This window comes from Microcoleus sp. S28C3, assembly GCF_036700785.1.
In the GTDB taxonomy this organism is placed as follows: domain Bacteria; phylum Cyanobacteriota; class Cyanobacteriia; order Cyanobacteriales; family Microcoleaceae; genus Microcoleus; species Microcoleus asticus.
Genome location: NZ_JAUBPO010000079.1, coordinates 21,951 through 37,547, shown reverse-complemented (window position 1 = coordinate 37,547; position 15,597 = coordinate 21,951). Strand labels below are relative to the sequence as shown.

The following is a 15,597-nucleotide window of genomic DNA, read 5'->3' as shown; positions in this document are numbered from 1 at the left end:
AATCCAAACTACCGAAAACTCCTAGAATACGGCTCTCTCAGAGCCTGACTCTCCCAAAATATGTCCGAACTGTTGTCCTTTAGGGAAATTTTTAGGAGCAATATTAGCATTTTTGGGAATCGGAATTTTTGCGTTACCTGCGGGACTCATTGCTGCGGGTTTTTCCGAGGAAGTCCAAAAGAGAAAGCAGGAAAAAATGGCAGCAAATTTACAGCAATCTGCTAATTATCAATCGGTCAAAATGCTGGCGGAAATCGAGGCCGGGTTTCAACAAAACCAAAGCGCGATCGCGCTTCACATCGAAAGTTCATCCGACTTGATGAAAATGTGTGTTTTAACGGCAAAAGAAAAGTTAGGAAATGATTTTCAAAATGAAGAAATTATTCGCGATTTAGCTATTCATTTTTATAACGAAGCAGTTCGTAAATTCGAGCTTTAATGACAGATATATATTGCCTGTCACTGCGACCGAAGCGTTAGCAGAGCAAGCCGAAGGAAAGCAATCACTTGCAGTTATGACCGCTTTATTTACAGCACTAATGACTAATGGCTAATTACCAGTCTGGCGGCAAATTGTAATATTCAAGAGTCGATCGATCTTTTAGCAATTCTTGCGTTTCTCGATCGACCTGAATCTGACCGTCAGCCAAAACTAACGCCCTTTGAGTCGTTTTCCCGATCCAATTCAAATTGTGGGATGCGATCAAAATTACCTCGATCGGCAATTGGGACAAAACCTTAGCCAAGTGACGCCGCCACGAGGGGTCGAGTCCGTTGGTCGGCTCATCTAAAATCAAAATTGCCGGCTCTAATGCTAAAATTGCTGCTAATGCTGCCAACCTTCTTTGACCTCCCGAAAGTTCGTGGGCCGAACGGTTGGCAAATTCTAGTAAACCGAATTCGTCTAATAGAGCTAAAGCTCGATCGCGCGCAACTCCTGGCGGCACTCCGTAATTGCGCGGCCCGAACATTACATCCTCCAAAATAGTGGGCATAAATAGCTGGTCGTTAGCGTCTTGAAAGCAAAATCCAATCTGCCTGCGCGCCTGCGATAAAGTCGCCTCTTCCAGCTTTTTTCCCTGCACTCTAATCTCGCCCGATTGAGGCATTTTTAATCCGATTAAGTTTTCGAGCAAAGTGCTTTTTCCAGCGCCAGTTAAACCTAGTAGAGCAACTCTTTCTCCGGGTTGTAAGGTGAAGGAAATTCCTTGCAACACTGGTTTTTGCTGCGGATATCCGAATACTAAGTCTTGTACTTCAATTGTTGGCATCACTTTGAGATTAGTCATCCGATTTTAGATTTTAGATTTTAGATTTTAGATTGAATAATTACTACTCGTTCCCAGGCTCGGCCTGGGAACGCAGATCGGGAGGCTCGGTCTCCAATTTTGCTCCGCAAGAAGCGAGGCCGAGCCTCTGAACATCGGTTCCCAGGCTCTTCATGGGAACCAGTTAATTACCCATTCCCGATTACCCATTCCCAATTACCGTAAGAAGCTGTTGTTAATGCGGCTGCGGTTAAAATTGTTAAGGTCAGCCACAGTCGCTCTTTTGGTGTCGATTTTGAGTCGGCGGGCAAACTTCCTTGATAGCCGCGAATTAGCATGGCTGCATGAACTCTTTCCGCCCGATCGAGACTTCGCAAATAAAGGGCTCCGATCATGGAAGCACTGGCGTAGCGCAGCCATCCTCCCGTACCGGACAAGCCTCGTAGTTGAGCCGATCTTTTCATCCGGCTGACTTCGGCTAGCAAGATTTCTAAATATTGTCCCGCTAAAAGTACAATCTCTTGCAACCCTGCTGGTAGGGGTAATCCTTTGAGGGCGATTCCGAAACTGTGGGGCGGCAAAGTTAGCAGAAAACTGTTCATGATCAGCAGGCAAATTAGGGAACGCAGCAACAAAAAACTGGCGCGTTCCCAACCTTGGGGCAGCACTAATAAGGAGAGAAAAAGCAATTCTGCTCCCAATAGTTGCGCTAGGGTTCGCACCGGAGCCCTGAGCCAAAACGACCAAAAAAGTGCGATCGTCCCATAAATCCACAGCCACAGCCAAGCGCCTGTCTTCATAAAACCAATACCGATGACAATTATGAGAGACAGACGCAATCGGAAAGGTATGGAGAGCTTAAGCATTTTTAGGTTTAACCAACTGAGCAATCCCAAAAGCCGCGCCGAAACAGACAGCAGAGCCTAAAACTCCAGCAATGCTAGTACCTATAGGCTGTTCTTCTAATCCTTTAACTGTGTAATCTGCTAAAGGAGTAGGATTTTCGATCGCCACAGATTCTTTATCTTTAAAGCCGTATTTTTCGGCTACCGCTTCTAACCCGTCAGGCCAACTTGAAGCAAACAGCGAAAGCACCCCCGAAATTAATAAAACTCCGATTACCGGCACTACCCATTTCTGCAATTGTGGCTGTTCTCCCGGCAGTAAATCCGGCCGCACTTTGACGAGATAAGTTAAAACGCCGCCTGTAATTACCCCTTCACCAATCCCAATTAAAATATGTACGCCTACCATTGCTGGCAGTGCGATATTCAGCGGTACTGTACCAGAAATTGCGAGTTCGATCGCCACACAAATCGAAGCAGCCACGACGCTGAGGGCGGCGGCGATACCCGCGGCTACCGGCAAACGATTTCGGGAACCTCCCAAGAGTTGCTGCAGTGGCTGCAACAGCCACCAACCCACCCAAATGCCAACTAGCCCCATGTTAAAAATATTGGCTCCCAGGGCGGTGATTCCCCCGTCGGCAAACAAGACGCTCTGAATTATAAAAACTGTGCTCATTGCCAAAGTGGCTGCCCAAGGACTCCCCAAAACTACAGATGCCAGCGCTCCTCCCAACAAGTGTCCGCTGGTGCCGCCGGCTACGGGAAAGTTGATCATCTGGGCAGCAAACACGAAAGCTGTGGTTAAGCCCATGATTGGGGCTTGCCGCAGTCCAAGACTGGCGCGGGTTCGATTTAGGGCAACTGCAATTACTGCTACACTTGCTATGCCGGTGGCAATGGCTACTGGCGGTGAAAGAAAACCATCAGGTATGTGCATTGATGTATCCCAAACGAGAGAACTTCCAGCCTTTTAGTCAACTATTTTTTACAAAAATTTACAATCCCCTGTGGGGGTATTTCTGCGATCGGGCGATCGGGGGACTTGTGGCGGGCGATCGCTTATTCGATATAGATTAGCGCCTCAGGGCCAGAGTTTTGAGGAGCAGAAATTTTACATTAAATCATCCTGAAGAATTATTTGGATATTTTACAGACAGCCTGCACATTGAAGCTTTTTCATAAGAATTATCAATATTTATTTAGAGATTCACAAGCAAAATGTATTCACCGTCAAGCTCAAACAAGAATATTAAAAAAATATAAAGAATTAACTGAACATCCCTAATGGGTTTTATTGTCATTTATTGAGAAAAAATTGCATTAAGTTTGTGACGACAGCAGCAATGAAATTGCCCGATCGCTAATCAAAGCCAAAGTATTGCGTGTTTTTGAAACTAAAAAGTCGGAATTATTGCTAGTTAATATAGTTATTGGTTTCCGTCACAGCTATGTACTGGCATCCTCTCTTTCCCTATTTACCATTAAATTAGGTAATGTGAGGTTTGAGAATAAAGACAAAACAAAAAATAAGGAACTCCCAGCCAGGGAGATGCACAAAATAGTTTGGGTTAGCATCGGAGTTTTGATTCTTTTCTTTGTGACTTATCCCATCGCAATGTGGCGTTAGCCAAAAAGAAAAGTTTCGCGGTTTTCACGTCAAGTCTTTGACAATTGAGGGTCAAAATCCCGCTAAGGTAGCAGATGCTAATCCTGTTCCTAATAAATCGGCCCCATCAGCTATTGCGAGTAGCAGTGCGCTTCCGGCTATGGTTACTGACAGTCAAAAAAAGCTGCCTGAAATGTCTCCTGATGTTGCACCTTTTACGAATAAGTCTTCTGAAACAGCTATTGCGAGTAGCCCTACAGATCAGACTGTCTAAGCTGCACCTGTATCAGCAGGTAAGCAGGAAGTTAAGGCGGTGGATGGAACAAATCAGACAGCAGAAATTACCGATCGCGCTAAACTAGATGAGTTAGCTCTGAAAGTCTACGATCGCATAAATCAGACTTGGCAAACTAGCCCTACTTTCACTCAAAATCTAGTCTATAGGGTCAGTGCAAGTCAAGATCGGGCGATCGGCAACTTCGATCCCCTGAATCAACCAGCCAAGGATTACACCCAACAAACTCCTTTGCCAAATCTGCTCAAATCTGCCGAGACTAGCAACAGCAGCAGCGCACCACCAGTCGTTAAGTTTACTGTAGTATTTGCTCCTACTGGAACCTTAGAAGTTAACCCGTAACTCACATACAACACCTATCCGGTAAGGTGCAAATTGTGCGCCTTAATTTTACTTTTTAACTTAAATGTGATATTATAAGCAACGACCCGTAGGGTATTCTACATCTAAAACAACAAATGAAAGAACTTGACGAGAAAAAAACCCAAGAACTGCTATGCACCATCATGGAATGGGAACTAGCAGGAGTCGTGCGCTACACCCACTATGCACTCATGGTGACAGGGCCAAACCGGATTCCCATCGTACAGTTTTTTAAAGCACAAGCAACCGAATCCCTACTCCACGCCCAACAAGCCGGAGAAATTTTAACAGGTTTAGAAGGGCATCCCACCCAAAAAATTGCTACGATCGAAGAAACCTACAAACACTCGGTAAAAGACCTTTTGGAAGAAAGTCTAAATCACGAAAAAAAAGCGCTTAAAAAGTATAAATCTTTACTTGAAGTAGTGACAAACTCCAGCGTTTATCTGGAAGAATATGCCCGCAGTCTGATTGGACAAGAAGAATTGCACCAAGTAGAACTAAAAAAAATGCTGCGGGATTTTAGTTAAGCAAAATAAGAGTCGGCAGTCCTTATTTATTAGTCCTTAGTTACTCGCGAACCGCCTTAAGAATACCTGCTGCTTCTCTTCTTTCTATTTCTTCGTGACAAGAGCGCTAACGCGCCTTCGCGGTTCAATAATTTGATATTCTGCCAGCGCTAAAACAAAAGTTGCTAAGGACTAAGGACTAACTACAAATTAGCAGTTATCAAAAAATGAATTTTACTGAAGCCATCCCAACTTTTGTAATTACCCTCCGCGAAGGCGTTGAAGCCGCTTTAGTCGTGGGAATTGTGCTAGCTTGCTTAAAAAAATCCGAGCAAAGTCACCTCAATTCTTGGGTTTATACAGGTATCGCAGCCGGCATTGCTGCTAGCGCTTGTGTAGGTGCATTATTCAATCTGTTGCTCCACGCGCTCTCAACATCAAATCAGCCTTACGCACCAGTAATTAAGCAACTGCTTGAAGGTTCTCTGGGAATTGTTGCCATAGTAATGCTAAGCTGGATGCTAATTTGGATGACTCAGCAAGCGCGCTTTCTCAAAGCTGAAGTAGAAGGAGCAGTTACAGCAGCTTTGACAGAAAATACCAATGCCGGCTGGGGCGTATTTGGCTTAATTTTTATTGCGGTACTGCGCGAAGGTTTTGAAACAGTTATATTTGTCAGCGCTCAATTTCAACAAGGTTTAACTCCGGCTTTAGGTGCTTTGGGCGGTTTGCTTGGGGCGACAATCATTGGCGCGCTAATCTTCAAGTGGGGCGTAAAAATTGATATCCGCCTATTTTTCAAGTTTATGGGGATTTTGTTGCTGTTAATCGTAGCGGGTTTGGCAGTATCGGCACTCAAACATTTTGACCAAGCGGCTGCCATTTTGTCGCAGATGAATAGCAAGTATGCAGCGATTTGTTTTTATTACGATCGCCTCGCACCACTCCACTCTTGTATTTTAGGTCCGATTGTGTGGAATGCAGCGGAAATTTTGCCCGATCGGGAATTTCCGGGAGTGGTTCTCAAAGCACTGTTTGGATACAGAGATCGACTTTATCTCGTCCAAGCGGCGGCTTACACAATATTCTTAGCCACCATCGGCGGTCTTTATTTCCAAAAATTAGGCTTTAAGGCGACTGTTGCCAGCAAAAATACTCAGCCAGCTCGATCGCAAACTCGCCCTTAGTAGGTATGCAAGCGGTTTTTATCGGTTGTTTCGCTGATTTGAGGGCGCTCGGAAAATCAGCCCCACTTGCAAAAAAATAGGCTTAAAATTTTCAGGTGGCGGGATTGATTATTTGACTTTTATCCGATACTATTAAACGATATTAATATATTTTGTTTTTTTATAAATACTTATATTGATATTATTTAAATCTCCCGTCAACAGCCCAAAAAAGTAAGCACTACCCCTCAACAAACACAAAATTTTTTAATAAAAATTAACAACTTCAAAAAATTAACAGTTAAGGGTTAACAGGGTTCTGCAAGACGCGGGCTGCCGTTAGGGCGATTCTGTGAAGTCGCAGGCGCACCCTCCAAAAGTTGAAGCTGTTCTTGGTCGAAAAAAATCGGCCCCCAGCAAGATTCTTGGCGAACAGTTTTCTGATATGCGCTCCTAGGGCTTATAATTAGTACAAGAATATTTACAGAGCCCGGAAAGTTCTTAATGAACCTTATCATCCTTAATGAAGCTTAAAATTAAAAAATTGTTCGTTAAAGTTACCTGGAATCCCCAGAAGGCTGTAGGCTCTGCCATTCGGTTAGCGGTGAGATAAATAATGATGCCCCGGATACTTGTTATTGATGATGACGCGGCGATCGCCGAACTCGTAGCCGTCAACCTAGAAATGGCTGGCTACGAAGTCACCCAGGCAGAAGACGGCATCAAAGGTCAGGCACTAGCCATACAACTGCTTCCCGACCTGATCATGCTAGATCTGATGCTGCCTAGAGTAGACGGATTCACAGTGTGTCAGCGGTTGCGACGCGACGAGCGCACAGCCGACATTCCCGTCTTGATGTTGACCGCCTTAAGTCAAACTCAAGACAAAGTAGAAGGCTTCAACTCCGGCGCCGACGATTATCTGACCAAACCCTTTGAACTAGAAGAGATGCTGGCACGAGTGCGAGCCTTGCTGAGGCGCACAGACCGCATCCCCCAAGCTGCCAAACACTCCGAAATCTTGAATTACGGCCCGCTGACCCTTGTCCCCGAAAGGTTTGAAGCTGTTTGGTACGCTAAGACCGTCAAACTGACTCACCTAGAGTTCGAGTTGCTGCACTGCTTGCTCCAACGCCACGGTCAGACAGTCTCTCCCAGCGAAATTCTCAAAGAAGTGTGGGGTTACGACCCCGACGACGACATCGAAACTATTCGCGTACATATCAGACACCTGAGAACCAAGATGGAACCCGATCCCCGCCATCCTCGGTACATCAAAACCGTATACGGGGCGGGTTATTGCCTGGAGTTGCCCAACAACGAGCAAGTAGCCGAAGAAACCAAATCCTCTGCTTGAGCGATCGCGCCCGATGCAACAAGCAATTACAAATCTAGCTAAAAAAGCCTGGGAACACTTGCTCTCAGGCTTTTGATTTGAAATGTCCAGGCCACTCAATGGCTGCACCTTAATAAAATCTTTTATCAATAAATCTATAAATATTTACTGACTGTCAACCTAGACCAGTAATGAAGCTTGTGCGAGCCGATCGCTCAAACCCCCTAAAAAATTAGCTTTAAGCTCTTTTGGGCGAGTGGTTTACATATCTTAACTAAAAAAAGTGAAAAAAATTATCAAAAAGACTTGACTAAACTTTCAAAATTGTTGATTATCTATATCAATAAGCCGCACAAGCTTAAGACTCAATTGACATCTTTCTCAAGAGGTAACTCGCCGTGACAAGCATGGCAAAAAAATCCTTCCCAGCCGAAGGAGAAACCTTTCCCTGGTGGGCCGGGAACGCCCGCTTAATTAACCTTTCCGGTCGTTTGCTGGGTGCTCACGTCGCCCACTCCGGCCTCATCGTCCTCTGGGCGGGAGCCTATACCCTGTTTGAACTTTCCCGCTTCAACCCAGAATTGCCCATGTACGAACAAGGCTTAATTCTGCTGCCCAACCTAGCCAGACTCGGCTTGGGCGTCGGTGCCGGAGGCAAAATTGTCGATACCTATCCGTACTTCGCCGTTGGCGCGATTCACCTAATCAGCTCAGCCTTTCTCGGCTTTGGCGGCATCTTTCACTCCCTCAAAGGGCCAGAAACCCTCGAAGAAAGAACTCCTTTCTTCGGCTACAGATGGGAAGACAAAGACAAAATGACCACCATCTTGGGCATCCACCTAGTTTTGTTAGGTATCGGTGCCTTCTTGTTGGTGGCCAAAGCAATGTATTTCGGTGGTTTATATGATACCACAGTCGGGCAAGTGCGGGTAATTTCGGAACCCACACTCAACCCCGCTGTCATTTTCGGCTACCTGTTCGGTGCAGGCGGCAAACACTGGCTCGCCGCAGTTGACAACCTCGAAGATGTTGTCGGCGGCCATATCTGGGTAGGAATCATCTGCATAGTCGGCGGCCTGTGGCACATTCGCACCCAGCCTTTTGCTTGGACGGAGCGCCTCTTCATCTGGTCAGGAGAAGCTTACCTCTCCTACAGTCTCGGCGCCCTAGCCTTAATGGGCTTCATCGCCACCTACTTTGTGTCGGTCAACACCCTAGTCTACCCAGAGGAATTCTACGGGCCGGCCCTAAAAATCGGCTTCGAGCAGTTTCCCTACTTCCACAACCAAGGAATGCTGACCTCCCGCGTCTGGTTGGCTAACACCCACTTCTGGCTCGCCTTCTTCGTCCTGCAAGGACATTTCTGGCACGCCCTGCGAGCAGCAGGATTTGACTTCCGCAAAGGCAAAGTCGTGCAGCCAATGCGCGAAGACATCCAGCCAGGGGGCGGCCCAATTGCAGCCAGTCCAGCCAGTTAACCGCATCAGGAGGAAAGCAAAAATGCAAGGAATAGCAGATCCGAATTTAATTCCAGAACCGGACAACCCACAAAGCGAGTACGGCTGGTGGGCCGGCAACGCCCGCTTCATTGACCTTTCAGGGCGAATTTTGGGAGCTCACGTAGCTCACGCAGGTTTAATCGTACTCTGGGCCGGGGCAATGACCCTGTTTGAACTCTCGAATTTCAACCCAGAGTTGCCGATGTACAACCAAGGTTTAATCCTGCTGCCGCACTTGGCAAGTTTGGGTTTTGGAGTAGGAAAAGCAGGTCAAATTATTGATACCTATCCCTACTACGTCATCGGAGTTTTGCATCTAATTAGCTCTACCGTTCTCGGTGCAGGCGGGCTTTACCATTCCTTGCTCGGCCCGAAAGTATTGCCGCAAAACAAAACTTTCTTTGGTTCTTTCGGCTACGACTGGGAAGACAAAGACAAGATGACAACCATCATCGGCATTCACCTATTGCTGTTAGGTGCTGGTGCTTGGTTGTTAGTAGCTAAAGCCTTATTTTGGGGCGGTCTTTACGATCCCCACGTTGCTGACGTGCGGATAATTAGCGAGCCGACGCTCAATCCCGCCCGCATTTTTAGCTATCTATTGCCCGTACACGGCCCGGAAGGAATGGCAGCAGTTGACAACTTAGAAGATGTTGTCGGCGGTCACATTTATGTTGGCTTGCTCTGCATTCTTGGCGGTTTCTGGCATATCTTTACCAAGCCTTTTGTTTGGGCCCAGCGAGTGCTGTTTTGGTCTGGGGAAGCTTACCTTTCTTACAGTTTGGGCGCTCTGGCTTACATGGGCTTTTTGGCAGCCTACTTCGTGACTGTAAATGATACGGTTTATCCAGAGGTTTTCTACGGCCCTGTGGGTTTGACAGGTCCAGATGCAGCGGTTGTTTCTTCGCGGACTTGGCTGGCAACAACTCACTTTGTCTTGGCGATTTTGGCGCTTTCCGGTCACATCTGGCACGCGCTGCGCGTTCGGACACAAGCAGCAGGGTTTGATTTTCGATCGGGCGAATTTGTAACGGCAACTGCCAGGAATGTTGAAAAGTCCGATCGGCTTCAAGCTCAACCTGCGGCAGCAGTAAGTTTATCCGATGTGACTGTAACTTTTTTACGGAATTTGCCGATTTACCGCAAAGGATTGTCTCCCATAGTCAGGGGATTAGAAGTTAGTTTGGCTCACGGCTATTTCCTGGTAGGAGCTTTTGCAGTATTGCTGCCTTTACAAGAAAAAGGTTTAGCACCTCTAGCAGCATTGCTGGCAACTCTGGCATTAGTCTTGATTTTGGCAATGGCCCTCTCCATTTACGAAAATCTGAACATCGAAGCCGGTAAAGTTCTTTACTGGCACAAAACGCCGGAAGATTGGAGTTTATTCCGGGGCGGTTTGGTGATGGGCGGTACCAGTGGAGCCTTCCTTGCCTATTTGCTGCTAGACAATTTTGCTGGCATAGATGCAATTTTCCGAGGTGTTGTGAACTGAACTCTATCGGCAATGCTAAATAACCGGGTTTCTGCCCGCTACTTGCGGCGCTAATACCTTTTTGAAATCCGGTTTTTCCTCAAGTCATAGCTCAATTTCTCTCAAGCCTGACAAGTACAACAAGGAAACAAAAAACGATGCAAACCTACGACAATCCCAAGGTTAAATATGACTGGTGGGCCGGCAATGCCAGGTTCGCCAATCTTTCGGGATATTTCATTTCCGCTCACGTCGCTCAAGCCGCTTTAATTACTTTCTGGGCAGGAGCATTTACTCTGTTTGAACTGTCTCGCTACAACCCAGCCATCCCTATGGGCGAACAGGGATTAATTTTGCTCCCGCACTTAGCTACTCTCGGTTTGGGTGTAGGCTCTGGCGGCAAGATAGTGGATACTTATCCGTATTTTGTGGTCGGAATGGTACACCTCATTTCATCTGCTGTTTTGGGTGCTGGTGCTTTATTTCACACTTTTAAAGGCCCTAAAAATTTGAAAGATGCCAAAGGTCGAGCCGCTAAGTTTCACTTTGAATGGGACGACTCGAAAAAGCTGGGTTTCATCTTAGGACACCACCTGATTTTCCTCGGCGCGGGGGCGCTGCTGCTGGTAGCAAAAGCGATGTTTTGGGGCGGTTTGTACGACTCGACAATTCACGAAGTCCGCACTGTTGTGAGTCCTACTCTCGATCCGTTAGTTATCTACGGCTATCAAACTCATTTTGCCAGTGTTGACAATTTGGAAGATTTAGTTGGCGGTCACATTTATGTCGGCATTATGCTGATTCTCGGCGGCGTTTGGCACATCGTCAAAGAGCCTTTTCCTTGGGTTAAGCGGGTACTAATTTTCTCTGGGGAAGCTATTCTTTCCTACTCTCTCGGCGGTATTGCTTTAGCAGGGTTTACAGCGGCTTATTTCTGCGCGGTTAATACTTTGGCTTATCCCGTTGAATTCTACGGGCCTGTGCTGGAAACCAAGCTGGGTATTAGCCCTTATTTTGCAGATACGATCGAACTGACGATGGGCACTCACACTCCCCGCTGCTGGCTCGCAAATTCTCATTTCTACTTGGCTTTCTTCTTCTTGCAAGGTCATTTGTGGCACGCTTTGCGGGCGCTCGGCTTCAATTTCAAGCAAGTTGAAACTTCCTTGAATGCGGTGGGAACTGAGTCGTAAGACTTAAGAATTTGCAGGGAAAAATTTTTCCCTGCAAAGACTGCGGCGGGCAACAATACTCAAGTTAGAAATTGCCCAGCTATAATTTTACGAGGTAAAAAACTGTGACAATTGCTAGCATTAACGACTTTGGAAGAGATGAAACGAATTTTAAGTGGTGGGTTGGTAATGCCCGCTTAACTGATTTGTCGGGTAGATTGTTGGGTGCTCATGTCGCTCACGCGGGTTTGATTATGTTTTGGGCGGGATCAACTACTATTTCGGAAGTTTCTCGTTTTGTAACAGACACGCCGATGTACGAGCAAAACCTGACTTTACTGCCGCATTTAGCAACTTTAGGTTGGGGTGTTGGTGCTGGGGGTGCGGCGATCGATACTTATCCTTATTTTGCGATCGGCATATTGCATTTAGTCGCATCGGCTGTGTTGGGTGCGGGAGGTCTTTTTCATGTGTTTCGCAGCCCTGCGATTTTGCACAACGGCGGCGGAATTGCTGCTCTGTTTCACTACGAATGGAATGATGCTAAGAAGTTGGGATTTATTTTGGGAAGTCACTTAATTGTTTTGGGCTTGGGTGCTTTTTTGCTAGTGATGAAAGCGATGAATTTTGGGGGACTTTATGATAGTGCGATTGGCTATGTCCGCCTGATTACTAATCCTAATTTGAATCCGGCAACAATTTTTGGCTATCTGTTTGGATTTGCTAACGGCGGCTGGACAATCCTGGGAATGGCTGCTGTTAATAATTTGGAGGATGTTATTGGTGGTCACATTTGGATTGGTGCAATGTTAATTGCAGGTGGCGTGTGGCACACTCGCGTTGAGCCTTTTCCTTGGGCAAAGCGACTTTTAATTATTAATGCCGATGCTATTCTTGCTTGCAGTTTGGGGGGTTTGGCTTTTATGGCTTTTGTTTCCTGTGCTTTTGCGGGATATAACACGACTGTTTATCCTGTAGAATTCTATGGGAGCGATCGGCTCGCATTGACAAATGCACAATTTTTCTTGGGTATAATAGTGCTTGCCGGTCACATTTGGCACGCTTTTCGCGCCCGCCTTAATATAAGCTGAATGCAATTTAAGCAAGATAAGCAAGAAACAAAATTAAAGTTTATTGCTTAAATTACATCAGTTTTGGATTTGTAGTACCAAGAGAGAAAATTAGTCTATGAATGTTTTTATTTGCTGTTTCTGTATCGTGACTGTGATAGTTCTGTTTTTGTGGAGTGTTGCAGTAGCGCTGCGAGAAGGAGTCCATCAAATTCGGCGACTGCATCAAATTCCGTGTTCGGACTGCGAGTTTTTTACTAATGACTACCGCCTCAAGTTTACTGTGCGGCCGTGCGTTGCTTGTACTGAGGAGGCGATCGGCTGTACTGACTTTGAACCGAAAACTTGTTTAGCCAATTCTTGTCAGCAACATTGCTCAAAGCTTCACAAAGCTTACAGAGAAATACCGACAACTAATCCTCCAGTTACACCTTTACCAACAGGGATAAGTAGCTAGAGCCATTAATAATGAATCACGAAATTCTTCTTTCTTCACGAAATCTTTCTTACTTCTTTTTTATTTCTTCACGAATATGAATTTATACAGCGCTAACTCACTCAAACTCGAACTAAATCAGAGAGGCTGCCGCCTGACTCCCCAGCGAGAAACTATTTTGAGCGTTTTTCAAAGTCTGCGGCAAGGAAATCATTTGAGTGCCGAAGAATTATACCAGACTTTGCAGAATCAAGGAGAAAGAATTGGCTTGTCAACTGTCTACCGCACCCTGCATTTATTAGCAAGGATTGGGATTCTGCGTGAACTAGAATTAGCAGAAGGACACAAACATTACGAACTGAATTTGCAGGAATTGCACCACCACCACCATCTGGTTTGCATTCAGTGTCACAAAACCTTTGAATTTAGCGATGAATCGATTTCAAAAATTGGCAAAAAGCAAGTTGAAAAAGCTGGTGTAGAGCTGCTTGACTGTCAATTAACTGTGCGTGCTGTTTGTTTGGAAGCGCTGCGGGAGGGATGGCCTTCTTTGCTGCCGAGCAATTGGTCGTGTCCGAGATATCATTCCGAAATTGAGGAGGAAATTAGTTGAGTTGGATGAAACTCATATTTTGCACCATTCTTGTTTAAAAGGCCCGACGACCTGTTCCACAAAGAGTGAGTTTTCTGGTGGGCCGTTGCTCTCCTAGCCCGCTCCTAAAAAACCTATTGAAAATGGTGCAATATCTTAGATGGAATACACTTCGGTAATAGGGAATTTGTAACTTTTTAACTCAAGTACGGCAATAGCGTTGCAAGGAATGTTAGCGAAGTGATTCTTCAGAAAGCAATCTTACGCATTCAAAACTTGGCGTCTTTCCCTTCCCCTTAATAGCGTAGCAAGGAATGTTAGCGAAGCAATTCTTAGGAAAGGAATCTCACGCATTCACAACTTGCCACCTTCCCCTTCCCCTTCGGTCAAGCAACCTCAGAATCGCTACGTTGGTGTTCCATCCGAAATATGTTAGCGTACAAACTGGCAACAATCTGTTTGCCTTCCTGCGTCAACTGCAAGTAACCGAGAGATTCACTGATGTGCGGATAAATGCCGCTCCAGTAAAACTTAGAGTAGCTTTGCAGCAAGTCGCCCGGATGTCGGTATCCCAAAAGTTTAGTAGCACCGCTTTCTTCCAACTCGTAAAACAGCGCGCCTATTTTCTGCAAATATTGCGGGTTGCTGAGCTGACCTATCAAGTCAGCACCGCGAACTAAACTAGAGTAATTAACTGCATCCTCGTCAGTGTAGCCATCAAGCACCGAGAAACGAGTTTGTTCTATGTTCTGCTTAATTGTCTCAGCATTAATTAGCTTGTGGTTGCCGAAGCGCTCGTCAATGAACAATTTAGCTCTGTCAACTCGGTAAGGAGCTAAGCTAGCCGCTGTTGCACCGGGAGCAAGTGCAATTCTCATGCCATCTTTTCCCGTAGCATACAATCCTTCGGCTTCTTGGTCTTGTCGGCAAACTCCTTTGACATATCCAATATCTTGGCACAGCAAAGAAATGATGAAGTGCAGCCAATCTTCACAGGAAACTCCCCCCTTGCGAATGTGTTTTCCCCGCAAGATTTCTTGACCGACTAAGGTAATGCAAATGGCGTGTTCTATATTGTGATAAAGAGCGTCGCTGTTGGCGATGTTTTCTAACGCCATTGCCCCCACCCAGGCAATAATATCAGCATAGTCTGATTTGTAGCCTCCGTAAGTGCGGCTGTACCCGTCCTGAAGTTGTTCGATGAAAGCTTCTATCAGCAGTTCTGTATAATTAAACATACCCTGTCCTTTTACCTTAATATTGCCTTTCAAGAGCGGTGAATCTATTTGGGAACCCTCTAATTTTATGGATGAGATTTTAACTCACAACTCATGCACTCCGTGGTTGTTCGCGGTTCGCGCGGCAATCTCAAAACTCATTGACGCCACTACGCCCGGGGAGTCATGAAGCAATCTCGCGCCCGCACTCAAAACTCCCAAGCAACTGAGTCTATCACTGACACCCATCCCCGCCGTACTGCATAGAGTAGCCTGCTGATAATTTTTCGATCGTCTGAACTTCTTAAAGTGTGAGAATTAATTGGGTATTGAATTTGCTGCAACTGAGTCCGATAAATTTTACCGGATTTCCCAATGTTCAAGTAAAGTTCGGAAATTTCATATTCAGGAATATAAGCTTTGACTGTCATCTGCGGTCAACTTAATGTATATTTCTTATTGTCCGGCAATTTTAGATAACTTTATGTGATGTCGATCGACCCCTGAGTGTGATGCTGAGACTGTGATGCGACTGTGATGCGATCGCAGGCTAGAGTTGATGGGCGTTTCCGACAAATAAATGGTTATTCGATCGAAATATCGATCGTCATAAATTTTGCTGACGGCTGTGATTAGCCTGACGGTTGCGTTTAGATCGTAATTATGTCACATATCATTCGCCCGTTGAGATCGCAAGTCGAAACTGGCACCAAGGAAAGAAGTTCGACAGCCTTGCCAAATTCCTTGCC

The 15,597-nt window shown here is 45.8% G+C and carries 17 protein-coding genes; 12 read left to right on the top strand and 5 right to left on the bottom strand.

Annotated features, from left to right (window positions below):
- Nucleotides 1-112 precede the first annotated feature (112 nt).
- Nucleotides 113-439, top strand: coding sequence for a hypothetical protein (locus QUA13_RS22140; RefSeq protein WP_333201921.1), 327 nt, complete (start codon nt 113-115; stop codon nt 437-439).
- 115 nt (nt 440-554) lie between these two features.
- On the opposite strand, the gene QUA13_RS22135 is transcribed toward QUA13_RS22140, so the two are convergent.
- The 3 genes from QUA13_RS22135 to QUA13_RS22125 form a co-directional block, all read right to left on the bottom strand.
- Nucleotides 555-1,289: an energy-coupling factor ABC transporter ATP-binding protein gene (locus tag QUA13_RS22135; protein WP_172186425.1), complete on the bottom strand. Its 735-nt coding sequence runs from the start codon at nt 1,287-1,289 to the stop codon at nt 555-557.
- 167 nt (nt 1,290-1,456) lie between these two features.
- The gene (locus tag QUA13_RS22130; protein ID WP_333201918.1) at nt 1,457-2,134 is read right to left on the bottom strand and encodes an energy-coupling factor transporter transmembrane component T; all 678 of its coding nucleotides are present in this window, start codon (nt 2,132-2,134) and stop codon (nt 1,457-1,459) included.
- Nucleotides 2,127-3,053 carry an energy-coupling factor ABC transporter permease gene (locus QUA13_RS22125; protein ID WP_333201916.1) on the bottom strand — a complete coding sequence of 309 codons (927 nt, stop codon included), beginning with the start codon at nt 3,051-3,053 and terminating at the stop codon, nt 2,127-2,129. The genes QUA13_RS22130 and QUA13_RS22125 overlap by 8 nt, the downstream gene beginning before the upstream one ends.
- A gap of 2 nt (nt 3,054-3,055) precedes the next feature.
- On the opposite strand from QUA13_RS22125, the gene QUA13_RS22120 reads away from it, so the two are divergent.
- From QUA13_RS22120 to QUA13_RS22070, 11 genes are all read left to right on the top strand, one after another.
- On the top strand, nt 3,056-3,193 hold the full coding sequence (locus tag QUA13_RS22120; protein WP_333201914.1) for a hypothetical protein: 138 nt from the start codon (nt 3,056-3,058) through the stop codon (nt 3,191-3,193).
- Nucleotides 3,194-4,035: 842 nt separating this feature from the next.
- Entirely contained in the window at nt 4,036-4,359 is a 324-nt protein-coding gene (locus tag QUA13_RS22115) for a hypothetical protein (protein WP_333201912.1), read from the top strand.
- Nucleotides 4,360-4,475: 116 nt separating this feature from the next.
- A complete protein-coding gene (locus tag QUA13_RS22110; RefSeq protein ID WP_172186430.1) occupies nt 4,476-4,910 on the top strand; it encodes a ferritin-like domain-containing protein in 435 nt (144 codons plus the stop codon).
- 206 nt (nt 4,911-5,116) lie between these two features.
- On the top strand, nt 5,117-6,076 hold the full coding sequence (locus QUA13_RS22105) for an FTR1 family protein (RefSeq protein WP_333201910.1): 960 nt from the start codon (nt 5,117-5,119) through the stop codon (nt 6,074-6,076).
- A 598-nt stretch (nt 6,077-6,674) separates the two neighbouring features.
- Nucleotides 6,675-7,412 carry a response regulator transcription factor gene (locus tag QUA13_RS22100; RefSeq protein WP_172186445.1) on the top strand — a complete coding sequence of 246 codons (738 nt, stop codon included), beginning with the start codon at nt 6,675-6,677 and terminating at the stop codon, nt 7,410-7,412.
- Between the two features lie 386 nt (nt 7,413-7,798).
- A complete protein-coding gene (locus QUA13_RS22095) occupies nt 7,799-8,869 on the top strand; it encodes a chlorophyll a/b binding light-harvesting protein (RefSeq protein ID WP_333201908.1) in 1,071 nt (356 codons plus the stop codon).
- Nucleotides 8,870-8,891: 22 nt separating this feature from the next.
- A complete protein-coding gene (locus tag QUA13_RS22090) occupies nt 8,892-10,382 on the top strand; it encodes a chlorophyll a/b binding light-harvesting protein (RefSeq protein ID WP_333201906.1) in 1,491 nt (496 codons plus the stop codon).
- A gap of 137 nt (nt 10,383-10,519) precedes the next feature.
- A complete protein-coding gene (locus tag QUA13_RS22085; RefSeq protein WP_333201904.1) occupies nt 10,520-11,554 on the top strand; it encodes a chlorophyll a/b binding light-harvesting protein in 1,035 nt (344 codons plus the stop codon).
- Between the two features lie 104 nt (nt 11,555-11,658).
- On the top strand, nt 11,659-12,624 hold the full coding sequence (locus QUA13_RS22080) for a chlorophyll a/b binding light-harvesting protein (protein WP_333201902.1): 966 nt from the start codon (nt 11,659-11,661) through the stop codon (nt 12,622-12,624).
- A gap of 97 nt (nt 12,625-12,721) precedes the next feature.
- Nucleotides 12,722-13,060 carry a hypothetical protein gene (locus tag QUA13_RS22075; protein ID WP_333201900.1) on the top strand — a complete coding sequence of 113 codons (339 nt, stop codon included), beginning with the start codon at nt 12,722-12,724 and terminating at the stop codon, nt 13,058-13,060.
- A gap of 76 nt (nt 13,061-13,136) precedes the next feature.
- Nucleotides 13,137-13,652 (top strand): transcriptional repressor, encoded by a 516-nt coding sequence (locus QUA13_RS22070; protein ID WP_333186038.1) that lies wholly within the window; start codon nt 13,137-13,139, stop codon nt 13,650-13,652.
- A gap of 365 nt (nt 13,653-14,017) precedes the next feature.
- On the opposite strand, the gene QUA13_RS22065 is transcribed toward QUA13_RS22070, so the two are convergent.
- Together QUA13_RS22065 and QUA13_RS22060 are read right to left on the bottom strand one after the other, a co-directional pair.
- A complete protein-coding gene (locus QUA13_RS22065) occupies nt 14,018-14,869 on the bottom strand; it encodes an Npun_R2479 family HD domain-containing metalloprotein (RefSeq protein WP_333201898.1) in 852 nt (283 codons plus the stop codon).
- A 188-nt stretch (nt 14,870-15,057) separates the two neighbouring features.
- Nucleotides 15,058-15,279, bottom strand: coding sequence for a hypothetical protein (locus tag QUA13_RS22060; protein ID WP_333201896.1), 222 nt, complete (start codon nt 15,277-15,279; stop codon nt 15,058-15,060).
- Nucleotides 15,280-15,597: the final 318 nt, after the last annotated feature.

Bases quoted from the DNA above. Each gene is read 5' to 3' on its own strand.
- QUA13_RS22135 (WP_172186425.1), bottom strand. From the start codon at position 1,289: ATGACTAATCTCAAAGTGATGCCAACAATTGAAGTACAAGACTTAGTA.
- QUA13_RS22070 (WP_333186038.1), top strand. From the start codon at position 13,137: ATGAATTTATACAGCGCTAACTCACTCAAACTCGAACTAAATCAGAGA.
- QUA13_RS22125 (WP_333201916.1), bottom strand. From the start codon at position 3,053: ATGCACATACCTGATGGTTTTCTTTCACCGCCAGTAGCCATTGCCACC.
- QUA13_RS22105 (WP_333201910.1), top strand. From the start codon at position 5,117: ATGAATTTTACTGAAGCCATCCCAACTTTTGTAATTACCCTCCGCGAA.
- QUA13_RS22065 (WP_333201898.1), bottom strand. From the start codon at position 14,869: ATGTTTAATTATACAGAACTGCTGATAGAAGCTTTCATCGAACAACTT.
- QUA13_RS22095 (WP_333201908.1), top strand. From the start codon at position 7,799: ATGGCAAAAAAATCCTTCCCAGCCGAAGGAGAAACCTTTCCCTGGTGG.
- QUA13_RS22090 (WP_333201906.1), top strand. From the start codon at position 8,892: ATGCAAGGAATAGCAGATCCGAATTTAATTCCAGAACCGGACAACCCA.
- QUA13_RS22060 (WP_333201896.1), bottom strand. From the start codon at position 15,279: ATGACAGTCAAAGCTTATATTCCTGAATATGAAATTTCCGAACTTTAC.
- QUA13_RS22100 (WP_172186445.1), top strand. From the start codon at position 6,675: ATGCCCCGGATACTTGTTATTGATGATGACGCGGCGATCGCCGAACTC.
- QUA13_RS22075 (WP_333201900.1), top strand. From the start codon at position 12,722: ATGAATGTTTTTATTTGCTGTTTCTGTATCGTGACTGTGATAGTTCTG.
- QUA13_RS22085 (WP_333201904.1), top strand. From the start codon at position 10,520: ATGCAAACCTACGACAATCCCAAGGTTAAATATGACTGGTGGGCCGGC.
- QUA13_RS22130 (WP_333201918.1), bottom strand. From the start codon at position 2,134: ATGCTTAAGCTCTCCATACCTTTCCGATTGCGTCTGTCTCTCATAATT.
- QUA13_RS22110 (WP_172186430.1), top strand. From the start codon at position 4,476: ATGAAAGAACTTGACGAGAAAAAAACCCAAGAACTGCTATGCACCATC.
- QUA13_RS22120 (WP_333201914.1), top strand. From the start codon at position 3,056: ATGTATCCCAAACGAGAGAACTTCCAGCCTTTTAGTCAACTATTTTTT.